The following is a 19,230-nucleotide window of genomic DNA, read 5'->3' as shown; positions in this document are numbered from 1 at the left end:
CTAAACCCTATATCGGTTTAATTCAAATAACACACTATGCTCGCGCTAATTCGCACTTAGGTTCGGTGTAACTTGCTGGCTATAAAACAGCGCCACATCTTGTAATTGCTCAGAGCTTAACGCGCTGACTTGTGATTGCATCAAAGGATCGAGTCGTAAACCGGTTTTAAAATCGACGAGCTGTTTATTAAGATAAGCTAATTTTTGTCCCTTTAAGTTTGGGAATTGCTTGGCCATAGCGATCACCGCATTGCCATGGCATGACTCACACTGTGCCGTAGCCAATGCCTGACCTCGCTCTATATCTGATTGATAAACCTCTCCATTAACCTCTGTAGATAAGCCACATAGCGCAATCAAACTTATGATAATCGCTTTCATTTTGGTTCCTTAGGGAAAGGCTTAACTAGCACAGGCTGCAGGTTCGGTTCTAAAGGTAGACGTCTGAAGATCGTCATATCCATTTCAGCCTGCCCATAATGAGTGCTTAGATAACTCAAGGTGGGCTCCCAAGTATCCGACAAGTCCCATAAACCCTGAGTGTCTATCATCCACTGCAAAGCCTCTTTCCAAAAGGCTTTATCACCGTGGTTTTGCACGACTATCATACTGGTATGGCAAGCATTACATTGATAGTTCACTAACTCCCAGCCAGGAGCCATGATCAAACCCGATTTAGGGTCCACTGGATACTCAGCGGCTAGCGAAATACCGGATGCCACTAGCCCAAGCAATATCAGTTTATTGATATGCGACTTCATCACACCACCCTAACGGCAATACGGTGGCAGCCGTTAAACATATATCCCTTAGGATTCCATTGCGGTTGTACGACAGGCTGACTATCACCTTCACTATCGGTCGCTTTGGCCCAGATTTCATAATAGCCCTGCGACGGTAATTGCAATTCAATCTTCCATTGCTGCCATGCTGTTATGTTTTTAGGTTTTTCTAATTCAGCGGCAAACCAACGGGTGCCATAATCGTAACTGACTTCCACCTTAACCACTTCCCGCAATCCCGCCCAAGCATGGCCTGCGATAGTCATCTTTTGACCCACAGCTAATTCGGTTCCAGATTGGGGTTGAGTGATCAATGACTTCACTATCATTTCTTCAATGATTTTATAGTCTTTATCATCAACGGACTCACCTGGCGCTATAGGATATTTAGGGAGTTGATACGCTGGTGCTTCCATTTTATGTCCATCATGGACTTTATTACGCACACTGATCCCCGTCGCCGCTTTTTGCGAAACGGAGCCTGGCCGTCCACCAAACACAATACGTAAGGGATATCCATGTAAATACGGAATGTCCTCACCGTTCATCGACCATGCAATAAGCCCAAGCTCTTCGAGCGCCGCCTTTATTGGTACGCCGCGTGAAATCGCCTCACCTTTGCCGCTCAAATGCCGATCAACACCGTGGTGGCCTGTGTAAACAGCATCAGATTTAATACCGCAATCCTTAAGCACATCACTCACTAAAACACCTGTCCACTCGGAGCAAAATACGCCAGCATTATTCCACTGATTACCCTTAGTACTAGGAAAAAAGCCAGAGCGACTATTGCCGCCACATTCAATCAGCAACTGCAATGTGTAATGCTTAAAGCGACGCTTAAGTTCATCAATTGTGTAGGTTTTTGGGGTGATAACAGACTCACCATCCACTTGAAAAGTCCAAGTTTTAGCATCTAACGCCTTAAAGTCAGGCACTATGCCATTCCAACGGATAAACGAGGCATCGGCAGGCGTCACAGCAGGAGCGAGCTTATGCTCCGGCGGAAACGCATTCAGTGGATGAGTGTTTAACACTTTGAAATAACTCGGCAAGTCCTCACCCTTAGTCCAAGTTAATGCTGATATATCCAGAGGAATGACCTCTGCGGGAAGCTGATCGGCAAATACCCACTTAACGGGTAAGGCAGATAAAACAGAAGTCGCTACCGCACCTTTAATAAAAACCCGACGATTAAGATCCATGTTATTTATCCTTTCCGAGGTAAAAGTAATCCGTCATCAGCTGCATATCAGCCTCAGTCAAGAGTTGGGCGACTTTAGTCATAGTGGGATCTTGGCGCTCCCCCGCCTTAAAGGCTCGCAGTTGCTTCAATAGGTATTCTGAGTTTTGCCATACGATGTTAGGAATATGCTCAAAACGACTCACACCGGACTCGCCATGACAGGCCTTACACATATTCAATAACTTATTTGCCTCATCGGCGTTTGCCACCGCCGATAGCATAAAAATCAGTGCACTTATGGGGTAAATCACTCGCTGCCACATCCATTTATCTCGCCAATTAGCCTTCATCTCGACAGAATCCATCGAACAAAGTAATTAAGATATGGTTAAATTATCTCAATGCTGTGAGTCGTTTAAATTCAATAAAAGTGACTCGTAAGCTCAAGAGAAATGACGCGTATTAGCGGATGTAGAAAGGGTAAAATATTCATTAGTCATAGGTGAAATGAGTCCATATAGTAGCTTTGCAGAAACACTCGGCATTTCACTCAAGGACAAACAATGGATCTTTATATTGGCAATAAAAACTACTCTAGCTGGTCACTGCGGGCTTGGTTTATGGCCGCAAAATCTGGCGTACCGTTCAACGAAGTATTACTGCAACTCGATACCGACAGCTTCTATCAGCAACTCGAAGCCATTTCGCCGACTTTAAAAGTACCGACATTAGTCGATGGTGACATTAGGGTATGGGATTCACTATCAATTTGTGAATACCTCAACGACACCTATCTTGCAGGTAGCGCATGGCCGCAAGATCCTAAACAAAAAGCCAAGGCTAGATCGATTGCCAGTGAAATGCATTCAGGCTTTAATGCCGTGCGTAACGCTCTACCAATGAACATACGCGCGAGGCGCTATGTTGAGCTCACTGATGCGGTCAGCAAAGACATTGAGCGCATCGATGCGATTTGGTCTGCACAGATGGCCGAGTTTGCCCCATCAAATTCCGAAGGTACTTGGTTATTTGGCCAATGGTCGATTGCCGACATGATGTTTGCCCCTGTGGTTATGCGTTTTCTTACCTACGATATTGAAGTCTCGCAGGCAAGCCGTGCCTATATGCAGCATGTGATCAGCTGTCCGGAAATGCAGGCGTGGATTAATGCGGCTAAAGCAGAGATTGAAATTGTTGCAGCGGATGAAGCGGGTATTGATCGATAAAAAGATAAATCATAGAGATAAAAAGGGAAAGCCTTGGCTTTCCCTTAATCATTCAAGTACTAACGCGTGTCACTTAACACGCATTACACGTCTAATATTATACATCTAGCATTAAACGTCTAAGTTAGCCACGTTCAATGCGTTCGCTTCGATGAATTCACGACGAGGTTCAACTTGATCACCCATCAAACAAGTGAACAACTGATCGGCACCCACGGCATCATCAATCGTGACTTGCAACATACGGCGTGATTCAGGATCCATTGTAGTTTCCCACAATTGCTCAGGGTTCATCTCACCCAATCCTTTATAACGTTGAATGTATAAGCCGCGTTTGGCTTCAGAAATCGTCCAATCTAGCGCTTCAAGGAAGCTGCCGACTTCTTTAACACGATCGCCGCGTTGTACATAGCCGCCTTCTTCAATCATGCCATCTAACGCCGCACCTAACTTACCGATACGTTGATAATCGCTTGATTGGAAGAAGTCATAAGTAAACAGATAGTTAGTATCGATACCGTGTTTACGAATGGTGATCTTAGGCAGATACACTTTACGCTCAGGATCGAGAATCGGCTCAGCAGAATACAGTACACCGCTGTTTTCCATTTCCACCAGCTCATGGATAAAGGCATCGATCCACTCTTTCATCTTGCCTTCATCGGCCAACATCTCGTTGGTGATCATTGGATGGTAAAGCATACGGTTAGTAATGTGCGTTGGATAGCGCTGCTCTAAACGAGCAACAATGGCTTCCACTTCACGATACTGAGTCACCAAACGCTCTAACGGCTCACCTGACATACCAATCGCACCTTGCGTTGGATACACAACAGTGCCATCCAATGCTTGAGTCGTGAGGTATTGAGTCAATGCAGGCTCATCTTTCAAATACTGTTCTTGCTTGCCCTTTTTCACTTTAAATAGTGGTGGCTGAGCAATATACACATAACCACGTTCAATCAATTCAGGCATTTGACGGAAGAAGAAGGTCAACAGCAAAGTACGAATGTGCGAGCCGTCGACGTCAGCATCCGTCATGATGATGATGTTGTGGTAACGGGTTTTATCAGGGTTATATTCGTCGCGACCAATACCACAGCCGAGCGCCGTGATCAGTGTGGCCACTTCTTGAGAAGACAACATCTTATCGAAGCGTGCTTTCTCAACGTTTAGAATTTTACCTTTCAGTGGCAAAATCGCTTGATTCTTACGGTTACGTCCCTGCTTAGCGCTACCGCCAGCAGAGTCACCTTCCACTATGTAAATTTCTGAAAGACCAGGATCTTTTTCTTGGCAATCGGCCAGCTTACCTGGCAAACCACCTAAATCGAGTGCGCCTTTACGACGGGTCATTTCACGGGCTTTACGCGCCGCTTCACGGGCACGGGCAGCATCAACAATCTTACCGACGATCAACTTCGCATCGGCTGGGTTTTCCAGCAGATAATCGTTCAGCTTCTCACCCATGGTTTGTTCAACCGCGGTTTTCACTTCACTAGAAACCAGTTTGTCTTTGGTTTGCGAGCTGAACTTAGGATCTGGCACTTTAACAGAGATAACAGCTGTCAAACCTTCACGGGCATCGTCGCCAGTCGCGCTGGTTTTGCCTTTCTTGTTATAGCCTTCGTTTTCCATGTAGCTGTTGAGGTTACGTGTCAACGCACTACGGAAACCGACTAAGTGAGTACCACCATCACGCTGTGGGATGTTGTTGGTAAAACAGAAAATATTTTCTTGATAACCGTCATTCCACTGCATAGCCACTTCAACGGTAATGCCATCTTCACGCTCTTGCATAAAGTGGAATACATCTTTGTTGACTGGCGTTTTATTACGGTTCAGGTAATCGACGAATGCGCTAATACCGCCTTCGTATTTGAAAAATTCATTTTTATTGTCGCGTTCATCAACCAGACGAATACCCACGCCTGAGTTAAGGAAAGACAGTTCACGCACACGCTTTGCCAGAATTTCAAAGTGAAATTCAACATCGCTGAAGGTATCTTCACTTGGCCAAAAACGGATTTCGGTACCGGTTTTGGTTGCATCACCAATCTCTTTGATCGGCGCATCAGGCACACCGTGAGTATAAAACTGCTCGTATACTTTGCCAGCACGACGAATGGTCATTTGCAGCTTTTTAGATAAAGCGTTTACAACCGATACACCCACGCCGTGGAGACCGCCAGACACTTTATAGGAGTTATCGTCGAACTTACCGCCGGCATGCAATACCGTCATAATAACTTCTGCCGCCGATACGCCTTCTTCCTCATGGATAGAGACCGGAATACCACGGCCGTCATCCTTAACAGAAACCGAACCATCTACATGGATAGTAATCGTAATATCGCTACAGTGGCCGGCTAAGGCTTCATCGATAGAGTTATCGACTACTTCGAACACCATATGATGTAGACCCGTACCGTCGTCGGTGTCACCAATATACATCCCAGGTCTCTTACGTACTGCATCAAGGCCCTTAAGGACCTTAATACTCGAAGAATCGTAACTATTCTCTGACATATTATTCTCTCAATGGTTATTCAATTACCGTTACACGTCCCTGTTCCACATGAAACATCCTACTGGGAGGCGTGTGTAACGAATCGACTATTGCAGCAGGATCAATGGCGGTCACAAAAACTTGTGCTCCGGTATCCGTTAACTGCTTAAGCAATAGCTGCCTATGCTGTGCATCCAACTCGGACGGAAGATCGTCCACAAGATAAATACTGTTTTTATCTATTTGTTGTTTGAGCAACTTTCCCTGTGCAATACGCAGTGCACAGACTAATAATTTCAATTGACCACGGGACAGGGCATCCTGCGCCGGCAAAGTGCCTACACGAAGTCTAAGGTCAGCTTTATGGGGACCGCTGACGGTATGACCTGTGGCCAAATCTCTGGAATATTGGTTTTCGAGTAGTTCTGCAAAATCCGTTTTACTATCCCAGCCGCGCGTAAATGAAACCTTCACATCTACACTCGGTAAAAACTCCCCGATTATACCCTTAAGTAGCTCATTTAACGAGTCTACATAATGGTTTCGTATTTCGGTGACCTGCTCGGCATAGCGCACAAACTCTTGGTCCCAAAATTGAATATGACTGTAAGCTGAACCGTTTCTAAGTAATTGATTTCTTTGTTTAAGAACGCGACGAACATTCGTCCAAGCGCCATAAAACTGTGGGTCAGCATGAAATGCGCCCCAATCGATAAATTGTCGACGGGATTTTGGGCCTTCAAACAGTAAAGAAAAGCTTTCAGGTGTGATCACTTGAATAGGTAAAGCTTCGGCTAAGGTCGACAGACGTTTGACTTTTTCGCCGTCGATTTTCACTTCCGTCTCACCATTGCGAAATCGGCGTAAACCAATTTTACTGTCACCGCGCGCTAAATTTAAAGTCGCAAATAGCGTTAACTTATCGTCATCGTGATTAATCACTCGTTGGGATAAATGACTGCGAAACGAGCGCCCCATACCGAGGAAATAAATGGCTTCTAAAATACTGGTTTTTCCGCTGCCATTTTGACCATAAATCACGTTAATCCCAGGTGCTGGGATTAACTGTGCGGACTGAATGTTGCGAAACGCTTCGATATTGAGACGGGTCAGGCTCATGCATTACTCATTAAGCCGCGTAAACGGCGTAGGCAAGGATTCATAGCACTTAACGAGCAACTCAATCGCTGCCACAGGCTAAGACTATCAGTAAATGAGTGAAGGAATGGCCAATGCTGTGCATTAAACACTGTGCCGCCGTTAAGCGGCATAGACATCAAAGACAGAGGTACAGACACGGGTAACGTAAAAATCGATGGTTTATAAGCGCATCGGCATAACCACATACATGGAATCTTCTTCCAAATGGTTTTCGATTAGGGCGCTGGAGTTACCATCAATGAGCGTGATACGCACATCATCGGACTTAAGGTTGTTGAGCACGTCCAGTAAGTAACTGACGTTAAAACCAATTTCTAAGGCCTGATTGTTGTATTCCACATCGATGATTTCTTCCGCTTCTTCCTGTTCAGGGTTATTAGCGGTGATCTTGAGCAGACCATTTTCGAGTTGAATACGCACACCACGGAATTTTTCATTGGATAAAATAGAAGCCCGCGTCAGCGCTTGCTTCAGGTGATTACGACTCGCAATCACAATTTTATCACCGCCCTTTGGCAATACACGGCGATAATCAGGGAAGCGACCATCGACTAATTTACTGGTAAATACTGTGTTAGCCGTGGTGGCACGAATAGCATTATCACCAATAGCAATGGTGATATCGAGATCGTCAGACTCCAATAAGCGCGCCATTTCAATTACGCCTTTACGAGGCACAATGACTTGTTTTTCCGGTAATTGTGCTTCAATCGTACGATGACTTAAGGCTAAACGATGGCCGTCGGTCGCTATCGCACGCAACACATTACCTTCAGTTTCAAACAATAAACCGTTGAGGTAATAGCGTACATCTTGGTTAGCCATTGAAAACTGCGTCGAGTCGATAATTGACTTCAACACGCCCTGCTTCAAGCTAAATTCAATCTCAGCTTGGAAGGCTTCAACGTTGGGGTATTCTTCTGCGGGCAAAGTCGCTAAGGAAAAACGGCTACGACCTGAACGCAGCAACCATTTATTATCTTGTTGTTCGACTTTCAGTTCGCTTTGTTCTGGCAAAGACTTAACAATATCGAGCAGTTTCTTCGCCGGAACCGTAGTACGACCTTCTTCGATATCACCGTGAACCACTGCTTGGCCCACGAGTTCGACTTCTAAATCTGTACCAGTCAGCTTAAGTGAGTGACCACTTACTTCTACAAGGAGGTTAGACAAAATGGGCAAGTTATGGCGTCTTTCTACCGCACCACACACCAATTGCAACGGCTTTAATAGGGCATCCCTATCAATTGAGAATTTCATCGTGTCCAAATTCCTTGTTTTAAGAAGATAAGGTTCTAATCAAATTAGCATAATCTTCTTTAATGTCGTGGCTCTCTTCCCGTAGCTGAGCAATCTTACGACAGGCATGCAACACTGTGGTGTGATCTCGACCACCAAAAGCATCACCAATTTCCGGCAAGCTTTGGTTAGTTAATTCTTTGGATAACGCCATTGCAACTTGCCTTGGGCGCGCGACACTGCGTGAACGACGCTTAGACAACATATCAGCCATCTTGATCTTGTAGTATTCAGCTACGGTTTTCTGAATATTGTCTATAGTGACTAATTTTTCTTGAAGTGCCAAGAGGTCACGTAAGGCTTCACGAACAAAATCAATAGTAATTGGCCGACCCGTGAAGTTAGCGTTGGCGATAACGCGGTTTAATGCCCCTTCTAGCTCGCGTACGTTTGAACGTAAACGCTTAGCAATAAAGAAAGCCACTTCATCGGGCAAGTTAATGCCGCTCTCTTGAGCTTTACGCATCAAAATCGCTACGCGGGTTTCTAACTCTGGTGGCTCAATTGCCACAGTTAAACCCCAACCGAAACGCGATTTCAATCTGTCTTCAACACCGTCGATCTCTTTTGGATAACGATCTGAAGTCAAAATAATTTGGTGATTTCCTTCAAGCAACGCATTGAAGGTATGGAAGAATTCTTCTTGGGATCTGTCTTTATTGGCAAAAAATTGAATATCATCGATAAACAAGGCATCGACGCTACGGTAATAACGTTTAAATTCTTCGATCGCGTTGTTTTGCAGCGCTTTAACCATGTCCTGGACAAAACGCTCGGAATGCATGTAAACCACTTTGGCATTAGGATTATTTTTAATGATCCCGTTACCGACAGCGTGCAACAAGTGAGTCTTACCTAGACCTGTTCCGCCATATAAAAATAGTGGGTTATAAGCACCACCCGGATTTTCAGCCACTTGTAACGCCGCAGCCTTACCTAATTGGTTAGACTTACCTTCTACGAAGTTATCAAACTGGTAGCTCGGATTAATGTTACTGCGGTGATTCGCGTTCGCCATAGGCTCGGCTTGGACATTAAACGTCGTGCCTACCGTCGCTTTAGTTTGGGTATTCGCTACACGAGTTGGCGCAATCGGTGCTGGAACACTAGGCTTTTTCGCCGAAGGACGACTACCTATATCGAAACGCAATTTAGGCGCGTCGCTACCCATTTGCTCAGTAAAGAACTGATTAATGATATTGATGTACTTATCTCTGACCCAATCAAGCACGAAGCGGTTGGGCGCATAAAGCACCAGAGTATCTCCATCCATTTCGGCTTGTAACGGTCTGATCCACATACTGAACTGCTGAGCAGAAAGCTCATCTTGCAGTCGTCCGATACATTGTTGCCAAAGTGAAACAGCCACTTAGTTATCCCCAAAAGATCATCAAAAAAGAGATGTATTCTATAGCGAGATCTCAAGGATCGCTATCCTTAAAAAATATTTATCCCCAGCGAGATCATTCTATGTGGATATCCTCGATCATCAAAGATCCAAAACGATCCTTTTATTCAGCACTAACCGCAAATCCTGCTTTATTAAGCGATCCACATTGATCTATAATGGCGCCCCTTCGATCGGCTCGAAGATCCCCTGCACTACTACATGTAGTGTCCGTACACAGAGTTATCCACATCTTATGGTGTATTCTGGGGGTTGATCTAAGGATACGCTGGCAGAAATAAAGCACTTACTTACTTTCGTTGTTGACGTGACTAAGTATTGTGATTACAATTCGGCCTCTTTTTTGCCCTTACCTCTATCCTAGAGATAAGGATATGTTCACTAATAACAAAGACGGATTGCCATCATGAGTAAACGTACTTTTCAACCTAGCAACCTGAAGCGCAAGCGTTCTCACGGCTTCCGCGCTCGTATGGCTACTGTAGGCGGCCGTAAGGTGCTTGCACGTCGTCGTGCGAAAGGTCGCGCTCGTTTATCTGCTTAATAAGTGGGTAACTAGTTGACTAGCTATACCTTTTCGCGGGAGTTACGTTTGTTAACTCCCGCGCAATTTAAATCTGTATTTTCCAATCCCATCAAAGCATCTTCTGCTGAAATTACCTTGCTCGCTATTCCTAACACGGAACAACATCCGCGTATGGGCCTTACTGTTGCTAAACGCTATGTAAAACGCGCCAATCAACGTAACCGTATTAAGCGCGTGATCAGAGATAGTTTTCGCTTGAATCAACACGACATTCCTCATCTTGATATTGTTGTGCTTGTCAGAAATGGCGTGATGGAAATGGAAAACGCTGAAATCAACAAATTGATAGAAAAGCTATGGCGCAAACTCAGTCGCCGCTACAATGGCTAGCGACCACGTTAATTCGTGGCTATCAAGTATTCATAAGCCCTATACTGGGCCCTCGATGCCGTTTCAATCCCACCTGCTCTCACTACGCTATTGAAGCAATAAAAGTGCATGGAACCGCGAAAGGTTGTTGGTTTGCATTGAAACGCATATTAAAATGTCACCCTTTACATCCCGGCGGTAGTGATCCCGTCCCCCCTAAAAATGATAGGTGTAATAAATAGGCTATGGAATCTCAACGCAATATATTGCTCATAGGACTACTGTTTGTCAGCTTTTTGCTGTGGCAACAGTGGCAAGCAGACAAAGCTCCTAAACCCGTTGCAACCGAATCGTCCTTAGTGGCGAACGCGGCAAGCTCGCACAGTGCCGATGTTCCAGAAGCTGATACAGGTGTTCCTGCTGCAGCAGTTACTGCAAACAGCAAACTGATTACGGTAAAAACAGATCAGTTAGACATTCAGATCAATCCAGTGGGTGGTGACATCGTTTTTGCTGCGTTAGTTTCGCACAAAAAAGAACTAGAGAAAGATCAACCATTCGTATTGCTTGAGCAAACGAATGATTTCACTTATATCGCTCAAAGCGGCCTAATTGGTCGCGATGGTATCGATAGCAGCGCAAAAGGCCGTGCCGCATTTAGCACAACGGCAACTGAATATACCTTAGCCGAAGGCCAAGATACCTTAGAAGTACCGTTAACTTATATCGCTGACAATGGTGTGACTTACACTAAAGTGTTCGTATTCCATCGCGGTAAGTTCAACATAGATGTTGACTATAAAATCAACAACACTTCAGCAGCACCACTGCAAGTTCAGATGTACGGTCAGATTAAACAAACGATCAAGCCATCTGAAAGCAGCATGATGATGCCTACCTATCGTGGTGGTGCGTTCTCAACGAATGATGTGCGCTATGAAAAATACAACTTTGACGACATGGCCAAAAGTAACCTGAACCAAGCCACTTTAGGCGGTTGGGCAGCCATGTTACAACACTATTTCGTTTCAGCTTGGGTGCCACCCGCAACTGACAGCAACACTATTTTTTCTAGTGTCAGTGCTGGCGGTTTAGCTAATATTGGTTTCCGCGGCGCGGTATACGATATTGCACCTGGTGCCAGCCAAGAAATTAGCTCACAGTTCTATGTTGGTCCTAAGGATCAAGCGGCACTGTCAGCGATTTCTGAAACCTTAAATCTCGTGGTCGATTACGGTTTCTTATGGTGGTTAGCAGTTCCTATTCACTGGCTATTGATGTTCTATCAATCATTCGTCGGTAACTGGGGTGTGGCAATTATTCTGATCACATTAACCGTTCGTGGTTTACTGTTCCCGCTGACAAAAGCGCAGTACACCTCAATGGCTAAGATGCGTAACCTGCAACCTAAGCTGACAGATTTGAAAGAACGCTTTGGTGATGACCGTCAAAAGATGGGTCAAGCCATGATGGAACTGTATAAGAAAGAAAAAGTTAACCCTATGGGTGGCTGTTTACCTATTATTTTACAGATGCCAATCTTCATTGCCTTATACTGGGTATTGCTAGAAAGCTTCGAATTACGTCATGCACCATTTATGCTGTGGATCCACGATTTATCGGTACAAGATCCTTACTACATACTGCCGCTGCTGATGGGCGTCTCTATGTTTGTAATGCAGAAGATGCAACCAATTGCGCCGACAATGGATCCAATGCAAGTGAAAATGATGCAATGGATGCCAGTAATCTTTACCGTATTCTTCCTGTGGTTCCCATCAGGTCTAGTACTGTACTGGTTAGTAGGTAACATAGTTGCCATCACGCAGCAGAAGATTATTTATGCAGGTCTTGAGAAAAAAGGCTTAAAATAAGCCCTACCTTTAGCAAAGCATAAAGTGAAAATAATACTAAAGGCGGCTTAATTAGCCGCCTTTTCCTTTACATGATTTGGTAGATATTAGTTTGGTGGGTATTTCCGTGACAACTGACACTATCGTGGCTCAAGCCACCGCGCCTGGACGTGGCGGCGTTGGCATCATCCGAATTTCAGGCAACAAGGCCAGTGATGTCGCTATGGCCGTATTAGGTCATCTTCCTAAAACAAGATATGCCGATTATTGCGACTTTAAAAGTGCAACAGGCCAAGTAATCGACCAAGGCATAGCGCTGTTTTTTAAAGGCCCCAATTCCTTTACTGGCGAAGATGTATTGGAACTTCAAGGCCACGGCGGCCAAATCGTTCTAGACATGCTGATCAAACGTGTAATGGAAGTCGGTGGCATTCGTATCGCCAAACCCGGTGAGTTCAGCGAACAAGCCTTTATGAACGACAAGCTAGACTTAACCCAAGCCGAAGCGATTGCCGATCTTATCGATGCCACCAGTGAGCAAGCGGCTAAAAGTGCGCTGCAATCACTCCAGGGTGAATTTTCTAAGGAAGTCCATGAGCTGGTGGATCAAGTCACTAACCTACGTTTATATGTAGAAGCTGCGATTGATTTCCCCGATGAAGAAGTCGACTTTTTAAGTGATGGCAAAATTGCCAATGCACTCTATAAAATCATCGACAAACTCGACCTAGTGCAAGCCAGTGCTAAACAAGGTTCTATCATCCGCGAAGGCATGAAAGTCGTGATTGCGGGTCGTCCTAACGCCGGAAAATCCAGCTTATTAAACGCCTTAGCCGGTAAAGAATCGGCTATTGTTACCGAAATTGCTGGTACAACACGGGATGTATTACGCGAGCACATCCACTTAGATGGCATGCCACTGCACATTATCGATACCGCAGGCCTACGTGATACGACAGATACCGTTGAACAAATTGGTATAGAACGCGCTTGGAATGAAATAAACAGTGCCGATCGGGTGTTATTTATGGTTGATGGCACCACCACAGCCGCCGTTAATCCCCATGATATTTGGCCTGACTTTGTCGATCGCCTGCCCTCAAATTTAGGTGTGACAGTGATCCGCAATAAAGCCGATCTCACTGGCGAAGACTTAATGATGACAGAGGAACAAGGTTATAGTGTTTACCGGATCTCGGCGAAAACAGGCTTAGGTGTTGAACAGTTAAAGCTGCATTTAAAATCACTCATGGGCTACCAGAGTAACCTCGAAGGTGGCTTTATCGCTCGGCGTCGTCACTTAGAAGCCCTTGAACTCGCCGCAAGCCATCTGCAATTAGGTAAAGAACAATTAGAAGTGTATCTAGCAGGAGAACTGCTGGCAGAAGAGTTACGCATGTGCCAATTAGCATTATCAGAAATCACTGGCCGCTTCACTTCTGACGATTTACTAGGCAAAATTTTTAGCTCTTTCTGTATCGGAAAATAACTAACCTTAATATTATTTCCATATAAATCAGCCCATACAATATGGGCTGATTTTTTATCTACAACTGAATATTTCCACTCATCGACTAACTCATGATTCGACGTGGCGGTAATGATCTTGCATTTGATAGGATCTTGCATAAAGCGCAAACATCAATGCCGCCAAGATGGCAAAACCAGCAAAGAAAAACATCTGAAATGCGGTAATGCTAATCCCCGTCTGGGCAATTTGTTCCGTCACTGCCGGACTTTTCACACTGACGTTCGCTAGTAGCACCCATAAGTTACCGACGGTCACCGATAAGGTCCAAAAACTCATAATAGTGCCTTTCATGGCTTTAGGCGCTTGGCTGTAGGCAAACTCTAGCCCAGTGGCAGAGACTAATACTTCACCAAAGGTGAGCAAAGCATAGGGCACAATCTGCCAAAATATTGATAATACCGAGCCGCCATCCATCACCAATTGAATGCTACCAACGACTATCCAACTCACGCCCGTGATGGCAATCCCAGCCCCCATTTTACGCAAAGCAGTTAACTTTATCCCCATGCGCTCAATCGCCGGATATAACACAAAGTTATTAAATGGGATCAATAACATAACTAATAATGGGTTTAAAGCTTGCATCATGGCGGGTTCAAACCAATCCGGTTTAGACATATCATTTGCTTGCAGTATCCATGTGGACGCTTTCTGATCGAACAAAGACCAAAAAGGAGTCACTAACGCAAATAAGATTAAGATCCGTAGTACTGAGCGTACCCCATCAACGGCGATATCCGGATGGATCCCCCTAGCGCGTTCGAGTTGCAATGAAGCCCCTGCGCCAACAAATCCCATCACTAGCACTAACGCACAACACAAACCAGCAACGATACCTAAGGTTGGAATATTCACTAAGGCATACGCTGCAGAAATTATCCCAACTAAAGCTAACACTAAACCTATGTTGGCTTGACCTGCGATTTTAGTGAGTAATGCGGTACGAATAACAGGTAAAAAACCATGGGGATTTTTCGGTTCGGGTGGCATATGCACATAACGTTTGCGGCCTAACCAGAAGAACACCGTTGCAATAAACATTAAGACACCAGGGATCCCAAATGCGACCGCAGCACCATAATATTTCAATAGTAATGGCATCGATAACGAGGCAAAGAAGGAGCCAAAGTTAATCGTAAAATAAAACAGATCAAACGCTTTCTGCGCCAATGTTTTATTGGTTTGATCAAATTGATCTCCCATAAAGGAAGAAACCAAGGGCTTAATCCCACCCGATCCGAGCGCAATTAAAAATAATCCCGTATAAAACCCTTGAATACTGTGTTCAAAAATAGCGAGAAACGCATGACCAACACAGTAAATCAAGCTTAACCATAAGATAGTATTGTATTTACCGAAAAAACGATCGGCAATCCAACCACCGAGTAACGGGAAAAAATACACTCCAATGACAAAGGAATGGAACACATCCTTAGCCATAGTTCCGCGCAGTTCTTCTGGAATAGACAACAAAAGTGCTGTCATCAAGAATGGGGTAAGAATATTCCGCATACCGTAAAAGCTAAAACGTTCACAAGCTTCACTGGCTATGATGTAAGGAATTTGCCGTGGCCACTGGGGCGCATTTACGGGTGTTGTCATGGTTCATCCTATTATAATTATTTGATTTTAAATGAAATTAACTTTTTAAATATATTAATTATGTATCAAGAAGCTAAAGGTAACATGTAAGCGAAACCAACCTTATATAAAGGATGCAAAAACTGCAAAAATCACGTATTGCTTCTGTGGTCCTATCCACATTTCCTTTATGATGAACATAATAATAGCCATTCAGCTATCTATTTAATTGAAATTAGTTTTAAAAACAACAACACACTGAGAAATCATAATGGCAAAGATTGAAGTAATCGTTGGTACAACATTGGGCAGTGCAGAGTATGTTGCCGACGAAATGATGGCCCAATTAACGGAGCAAGGACACCAAGTTCAAGTTCATTTAACCCCAACATTGTGCGAAATAGACACCCATGCACTGTGGATTATCGTGTCATCAACTCATGGAGCTGGTGATCTTCCAGATAATATTCAGCCTTTTTTCAACGAAATTACCGAGCAAAAACCGGATCTCAGCCAAGTAAACTTTGCCTTATGTGCAATTGGTGACTCAAGTTACGATACCTTTTGCCAAGGCCCAGAAAAATTAATTTCGGCCATTCAAGACTGCGATGCAAAAGCCTTTGTGGATAAGATCCAGATCGATGTACAGCTTGATCCTGTGCCGGAAGACCCAGCCCTTGCATGGTTAGCACAATGGCAACAGGACATTTAAGATCGCTTATTGGATAAGGTCCCTATCTATGTACAGTTTAGATCCTATTTATCCACAATTTACTTATTTAAAGTATAAACATGTGGATAAGCTATTATTTAGATCTGATCAACCTCTGTACTATTCACAGTCCGATCTGCTTAATGATCCGCCTTGTGGATAAGTAGGCGATCTATCCCCATGTTTAATGACATTAGATCGCGATCAGATCACAGGATCAAGATCGCGCTAATTAATGATTTATATAATGAATTTGGGTTATGCACAGAAAAGCGCGATCCTAATAGTAAACATAATAAGAAGATCTATATAAAGATCTTAAGATCTATTAGTCCGGATCATCTCGATCGAACAGCGTAAAATGATCATTCACCTAAGACGAAGCAAATGCTAAAATGATCGGCTCGTACTGAGTCTCTTAGCAATTGAAGGTAGTGGCATGCATTTTCATGAACGGTTTGATGTTATTGTTGTTGGTGGTGGTCATGCCGGAACTGAAGCCGCGTTGGCAGCAGCAAGAATGGGATCAAAAACATTATTACTAACGCACAATATCGATACGTTAGGACAAATGTCATGTAATCCAGCAATCGGTGGCATAGGCAAAGGCCATTTAGTGAAAGAAATTGACGCCTTAGGTGGTGCAATGGCAATCGCAACCGATTATGCAGGGATCCAATTTAGAACCTTAAATTCAAGTAAAGGCCCAGCAGTACGAGCAACACGTGCACAAGCTGACCGTGCACTGTATCGTCAAAAAATCCAAAATATATTACAAAACCAACCTAACTTACGTATTTTCCAACAAGCCGTAGATGACTTAATTGTTGAAAATCATCAAGTAGTTGGCGTGGTTACCCAAATGGGTTTAGCCTTTGAATCTCCAGCTGTTGTATTAACAACAGGTACATTCTTAAGCGGCAAAATTCATATAGGCTTAGAAAACTACAGCGGTGGCCGTGCAGGCGATCCACCAGCGATTGCTTTAGCAAATCGATTACGTGAATTACCGATCCGAGTCGGCCGTTTAAAAACAGGTACACCGCCACGTATCGATGCAAACACGATCGATTTTTCTCAAATGGCTGAACAGAAAGGTGATTTTCCGTTACCTGTCATGTCATTTATGGGGGATGTCAGTCACCATCCAAAGCAAATTTCTTGCTGGATCACTCACACCAATGAAAAAACCCATGAAATTATTCGTGGTGGTTTAGACAGAAGCCCTATGTATTCAGGCGTCATCGAGGGTATTGGTCCACGTTATTGCCCATCGATTGAAGACAAGATCCACCGCTTTGCGGATAAATCTTCGCATCAGATCTTCATCGAACCAGAAGGTTTAAATACCAATGAGATCTATCCTAACGGGATCTCTACTAGCTTACCTTTCGATGTACAGTTGAATTTAGTACGTTCGATTAAAGGCATGGAAAACGCAGAAATCATGCGTCCAGGTTATGCGATCGAATATGATTATTTCGATCCAAGAGATCTGAAAAACTCATTAGAAACGAAAGCGATCAACGGTTTATTCTTCGCTGGCCAAATAAACGGCACTACAGGTTATGAAGAAGCAGGTGCTCAAGGTTTGTTAGCAGGCATGAATGCCTCGCTGCAAGTGCAAGGCAAAGAAGCCTGGTGTCCACGCCGTGACGAAGCGTATCTTGGAGTACTAGTTGACGATTTATCGACTCTGGGTACCAAAGAACCGTACCGTATGTTTACTAGCCGTGCCGAATACCGTTTGCTACTCCGTGAAGATAACGCTGATATTCGCTTAACGGCAAAAGGTCGCGAATTAGGTTTAGTTGACGATACTCGCTGGGCGGCATTTAGTGAGAAATTAGAATCGATCGAACTTGAGTTACAACGTTTGCGCGCTCAATGGGTGCATCCAAATTCACCTTTGATCCATGCGTTAAACCCACATTTGAATACGCCGATCTCTCGCGAAGCATCATTTGAAGAATTACTGCGTCGTCCAGAAATGGATTACAGCAAGTTGATGCAGATCGAAGGTTTTGGTCCAGGGCTTGAAGATCCACAGGCGGCCGAGCAAGTTCAGATTCAAGTTAAGTATTCTGGTTATATTCAACGTCAGCAGGAAGAGATCAACAAAGCTGTGCGTAATGAGAACACTGGTTTACCTTTGACGCTCGATTACAAAGAAGTACCGGGCTTATCGAACGAGGTGATTGCTAAGTTAAATAACCATAAGCCAGAAACCATAGGCCAAGCCTCACGGATCTCTGGTATTACGCCTGCGGCTATTTCAATTTTGTTGGTTCACCTCAAAAAGCGTGGCTTATTACGTAAGAGTGCGTAAAAGCTAGCTTAATCGCTGCTTAGGTCATAGAAGGGAAGCATTCAGGCTTCCCTTCATCGTTTTCGGGCTTCATAATAGCCTTCGCGTTCATAATCGTATCTTTGTTGAGGTTGCTCAGTGTTATCTGCCCAGTTAGAGGCTTATTTAGCCGAAATTAATTTGCCCGCAACCGCCGAGCAAAAAAAACAACTAATTGATTTTGTTGGCATGCTCAACAAATGGAATAAAGCCTATAACCTGACATCGGTGAGAGATCCTGAAGCTATGCTGATCCGTCATATCATGGACAGTTTAGTGGTTTCAAAACACCTGCAAGGTGAACGTTTTATCGATGTAGGCACTGGACCGGGTTTACCTGGGATCCCATTAGCGATTATGAATCCTGATAAACAATTTGTGTTATTGGATAGCTTAGGTAAACGTATTCGTTTTCAAAAACAAGTGTCTTTTGAATTAGGCATATATAACATCAGCTCAGTTGAAAGCCGCGTAGAAGCTTATCAACCGGAGGATAAATTCGACGGCGTATTAAGTCGTGCATTTGCCTCAATCCAAGATATGCTGACTTGGTGCCATCATCTCCCCGCCGAACATGGACAGTTTTATGCACTTAAAGGCCAGTTGAATGATGAAGAGATGCAACATATTCCAAGTGGATTTGTGGTGAAAGAAGTTATCGAGCTTAAGGTGCCTAAACTCGATGAAAAAAGACATTTATTGAAGATAATCAAAGAATAACAGGCTTAAAAGTGATAAAT

Annotated in this window: 19 protein-coding genes; 9 read left to right on the top strand and 10 right to left on the bottom strand. The window is 44.1% G+C overall.

Going from position 1 to position 19,230, the window contains the following annotated elements; all coding sequences use genetic code 11:
• Window positions 1-45 precede the first annotated feature (45 nt).
• Genes HUB64_RS00195 through HUB64_RS00180 form a run of 4 tightly spaced genes read right to left on the bottom strand, consistent with a single transcriptional unit; the run spans window position 46 to window position 2,291 of the window.
• Entirely contained in the window at window positions 46-381 is a 336-nt protein-coding gene (locus HUB64_RS00195) for a c-type cytochrome (RefSeq protein ID WP_173496103.1), read from the bottom strand.
• Entirely contained in the window at window positions 378-761 is a 384-nt protein-coding gene (locus HUB64_RS00190) for a cytochrome C (protein ID WP_173496102.1), read from the bottom strand. Before HUB64_RS00190 ends, HUB64_RS00195 begins: the two co-directional genes overlap by 4 nt.
• On the bottom strand, window positions 761-1,987 hold the full coding sequence (locus HUB64_RS00185; protein ID WP_173496101.1) for a sulfite oxidase: 1,227 nt from the start codon (window positions 1,985-1,987) through the stop codon (window positions 761-763). Before HUB64_RS00185 ends, HUB64_RS00190 begins: the two co-directional genes overlap by 1 nt.
• Before the next feature lies 1 nt (window position 1,988).
• Window positions 1,989-2,291, bottom strand: a complete 303-nt coding sequence (locus tag HUB64_RS00180) for a cytochrome C (protein ID WP_173497864.1) — start codon at window positions 2,289-2,291, stop codon at window positions 1,989-1,991.
• A gap of 240 nt (window positions 2,292-2,531) precedes the next feature.
• Here HUB64_RS00180 and HUB64_RS00175 point away from each other — a divergent pair, with 240 nt between their 5' ends.
• Window positions 2,532-3,194 carry a glutathione S-transferase family protein gene (locus HUB64_RS00175; RefSeq protein WP_173496100.1) on the top strand — a complete coding sequence of 221 codons (663 nt, stop codon included), beginning with the start codon at window positions 2,532-2,534 and terminating at the stop codon, window positions 3,192-3,194.
• A 111-nt stretch (window positions 3,195-3,305) separates the two neighbouring features.
• Here HUB64_RS00175 and gyrB read toward each other — a convergent pair whose 3' ends face one another.
• Genes gyrB through dnaA form a run of 5 tightly spaced genes read right to left on the bottom strand, consistent with a single transcriptional unit; the run spans window position 3,306 to window position 9,532 of the window.
• On the bottom strand, window positions 3,306-5,723 hold the full coding sequence (gene gyrB, locus HUB64_RS00170) for a DNA topoisomerase (ATP-hydrolyzing) subunit B (RefSeq protein WP_113941413.1): 2,418 nt from the start codon (window positions 5,721-5,723) through the stop codon (window positions 3,306-3,308).
• A 16-nt stretch (window positions 5,724-5,739) separates the two neighbouring features.
• The gene (gene recF, locus HUB64_RS00165) at window positions 5,740-6,822 is read right to left on the bottom strand and encodes a DNA replication/repair protein RecF (protein WP_105250804.1); all 1,083 of its coding nucleotides are present in this window, start codon (window positions 6,820-6,822) and stop codon (window positions 5,740-5,742) included.
• Window positions 6,819-7,049: a hypothetical protein gene (locus HUB64_RS00160; protein WP_147250508.1), complete on the bottom strand. Its 231-nt coding sequence runs from the start codon at window positions 7,047-7,049 to the stop codon at window positions 6,819-6,821. The genes recF and HUB64_RS00160 overlap by 4 nt, the downstream gene beginning before the upstream one ends.
• The gene (dnaN, locus tag HUB64_RS00155) at window positions 7,024-8,124 is read right to left on the bottom strand and encodes a DNA polymerase III subunit beta (protein ID WP_105250803.1); all 1,101 of its coding nucleotides are present in this window, start codon (window positions 8,122-8,124) and stop codon (window positions 7,024-7,026) included. The genes HUB64_RS00160 and dnaN overlap by 26 nt, the downstream gene beginning before the upstream one ends.
• A gap of 19 nt (window positions 8,125-8,143) precedes the next feature.
• Window positions 8,144-9,532, bottom strand: a complete 1,389-nt coding sequence (dnaA, locus tag HUB64_RS00150) for a chromosomal replication initiator protein DnaA (RefSeq protein ID WP_006083826.1) — start codon at window positions 9,530-9,532, stop codon at window positions 8,144-8,146.
• 445 nt (window positions 9,533-9,977) lie between these two features.
• Between dnaA and rpmH the strand changes: the two genes are divergently transcribed.
• The 5 genes from rpmH (at window position 9,978) to mnmE (ending at window position 13,808) form a co-directional block, all read left to right on the top strand.
• Window positions 9,978-10,115, top strand: a complete 138-nt coding sequence (gene rpmH / locus HUB64_RS00145; RefSeq protein ID WP_006083827.1) for a 50S ribosomal protein L34 — start codon at window positions 9,978-9,980, stop codon at window positions 10,113-10,115.
• 15 nt (window positions 10,116-10,130) lie between these two features.
• A complete protein-coding gene (gene rnpA / locus HUB64_RS00140; protein ID WP_105250802.1) occupies window positions 10,131-10,487 on the top strand; it encodes a ribonuclease P protein component in 357 nt (118 codons plus the stop codon).
• Window positions 10,454-10,708, top strand: a complete 255-nt coding sequence (gene yidD / locus HUB64_RS00135; protein WP_006083829.1) for a membrane protein insertion efficiency factor YidD — start codon at window positions 10,454-10,456, stop codon at window positions 10,706-10,708. The genes rnpA and yidD overlap by 34 nt, the downstream gene beginning before the upstream one ends.
• A gap of 3 nt (window positions 10,709-10,711) precedes the next feature.
• Complete coding sequence (yidC, locus tag HUB64_RS00130) at window positions 10,712-12,340, top strand: membrane protein insertase YidC (RefSeq protein WP_105250801.1); 1,629 nt, start codon at window positions 10,712-10,714, stop codon at window positions 12,338-12,340.
• A 106-nt stretch (window positions 12,341-12,446) separates the two neighbouring features.
• Window positions 12,447-13,808 carry a tRNA uridine-5-carboxymethylaminomethyl(34) synthesis GTPase MnmE gene (gene mnmE / locus HUB64_RS00125; protein ID WP_113941427.1) on the top strand — a complete coding sequence of 454 codons (1,362 nt, stop codon included), beginning with the start codon at window positions 12,447-12,449 and terminating at the stop codon, window positions 13,806-13,808.
• A gap of 90 nt (window positions 13,809-13,898) precedes the next feature.
• Here mnmE and HUB64_RS00120 read toward each other — a convergent pair whose 3' ends face one another.
• The gene (locus tag HUB64_RS00120; RefSeq protein WP_173248474.1) at window positions 13,899-15,452 is read right to left on the bottom strand and encodes an oligopeptide:H+ symporter; all 1,554 of its coding nucleotides are present in this window, start codon (window positions 15,450-15,452) and stop codon (window positions 13,899-13,901) included.
• A 250-nt stretch (window positions 15,453-15,702) separates the two neighbouring features.
• Between HUB64_RS00120 and mioC the strand changes: the two genes are divergently transcribed.
• From mioC to rsmG, 3 genes are all read left to right on the top strand, one after another.
• Window positions 15,703-16,143 (top strand): FMN-binding protein MioC, encoded by a 441-nt coding sequence (gene mioC / locus HUB64_RS00115; RefSeq protein ID WP_105250799.1) that lies wholly within the window; start codon window positions 15,703-15,705, stop codon window positions 16,141-16,143.
• Window positions 16,144-16,582: 439 nt separating this feature from the next.
• Window positions 16,583-18,472, top strand: coding sequence for a tRNA uridine-5-carboxymethylaminomethyl(34) synthesis enzyme MnmG (gene mnmG / locus HUB64_RS00110; RefSeq protein WP_173496099.1), 1,890 nt, complete (start codon window positions 16,583-16,585; stop codon window positions 18,470-18,472).
• Window positions 18,473-18,589: 117 nt separating this feature from the next.
• A complete protein-coding gene (gene rsmG / locus HUB64_RS00105; protein WP_173496098.1) occupies window positions 18,590-19,210 on the top strand; it encodes a 16S rRNA (guanine(527)-N(7))-methyltransferase RsmG in 621 nt (206 codons plus the stop codon).
• Window positions 19,211-19,230: the final 20 nt, after the last annotated feature.

Origin of the sequence: Shewanella sp. ISTPL2, assembly GCF_013283205.1 — a bacterium.
GTDB lineage: Bacteria > Pseudomonadota > Gammaproteobacteria > Enterobacterales > Shewanellaceae > Shewanella > Shewanella oncorhynchi.
The sequence above is the reverse complement of the archived record's forward strand: the minus strand, read 5'-3'. Positions and strand labels throughout refer to the sequence as shown.

What these genes read in the sequence shown, in the direction of transcription:
- HUB64_RS00195 (WP_173496103.1), bottom strand. Translation starts at nt 381, where the DNA reads ATGAAAGCGATTATCATAAGTTTGATTGCGCTATGTGGCTTATCTACA.
- HUB64_RS00190 (WP_173496102.1), bottom strand. Translation starts at nt 761, where the DNA reads ATGAAGTCGCATATCAATAAACTGATATTGCTTGGGCTAGTGGCATCC.
- HUB64_RS00185 (WP_173496101.1), bottom strand. Translation starts at nt 1,987, where the DNA reads ATGGATCTTAATCGTCGGGTTTTTATTAAAGGTGCGGTAGCGACTTCT.
- HUB64_RS00180 (WP_173497864.1), bottom strand. Translation starts at nt 2,291, where the DNA reads ATGTGGCAGCGAGTGATTTACCCCATAAGTGCACTGATTTTTATGCTA.
- HUB64_RS00175 (WP_173496100.1), top strand. Translation starts at nt 2,532, where the DNA reads ATGGATCTTTATATTGGCAATAAAAACTACTCTAGCTGGTCACTGCGG.
- gyrB (WP_113941413.1), bottom strand. Translation starts at nt 5,723, where the DNA reads ATGTCAGAGAATAGTTACGATTCTTCGAGTATTAAGGTCCTTAAGGGC.
- recF (WP_105250804.1), bottom strand. Translation starts at nt 6,822, where the DNA reads ATGAGCCTGACCCGTCTCAATATCGAAGCGTTTCGCAACATTCAGTCC.
- HUB64_RS00160 (WP_147250508.1), bottom strand. Translation starts at nt 7,049, where the DNA reads ATGTGGTTATGCCGATGCGCTTATAAACCATCGATTTTTACGTTACCC.
- dnaN (WP_105250803.1), bottom strand. Translation starts at nt 8,124, where the DNA reads ATGAAATTCTCAATTGATAGGGATGCCCTATTAAAGCCGTTGCAATTG.
- rpmH (WP_006083827.1), top strand. Translation starts at nt 9,978, where the DNA reads ATGAGTAAACGTACTTTTCAACCTAGCAACCTGAAGCGCAAGCGTTCT.
- yidD (WP_006083829.1), top strand. Translation starts at nt 10,454, where the DNA reads ATGGCGCAAACTCAGTCGCCGCTACAATGGCTAGCGACCACGTTAATT.
- yidC (WP_105250801.1), top strand. Translation starts at nt 10,712, where the DNA reads ATGGAATCTCAACGCAATATATTGCTCATAGGACTACTGTTTGTCAGC.
- HUB64_RS00120 (WP_173248474.1), bottom strand. Translation starts at nt 15,452, where the DNA reads ATGACAACACCCGTAAATGCGCCCCAGTGGCCACGGCAAATTCCTTAC.
- mioC (WP_105250799.1), top strand. Translation starts at nt 15,703, where the DNA reads ATGGCAAAGATTGAAGTAATCGTTGGTACAACATTGGGCAGTGCAGAG.
- mnmG (WP_173496099.1), top strand. Translation starts at nt 16,583, where the DNA reads ATGCATTTTCATGAACGGTTTGATGTTATTGTTGTTGGTGGTGGTCAT.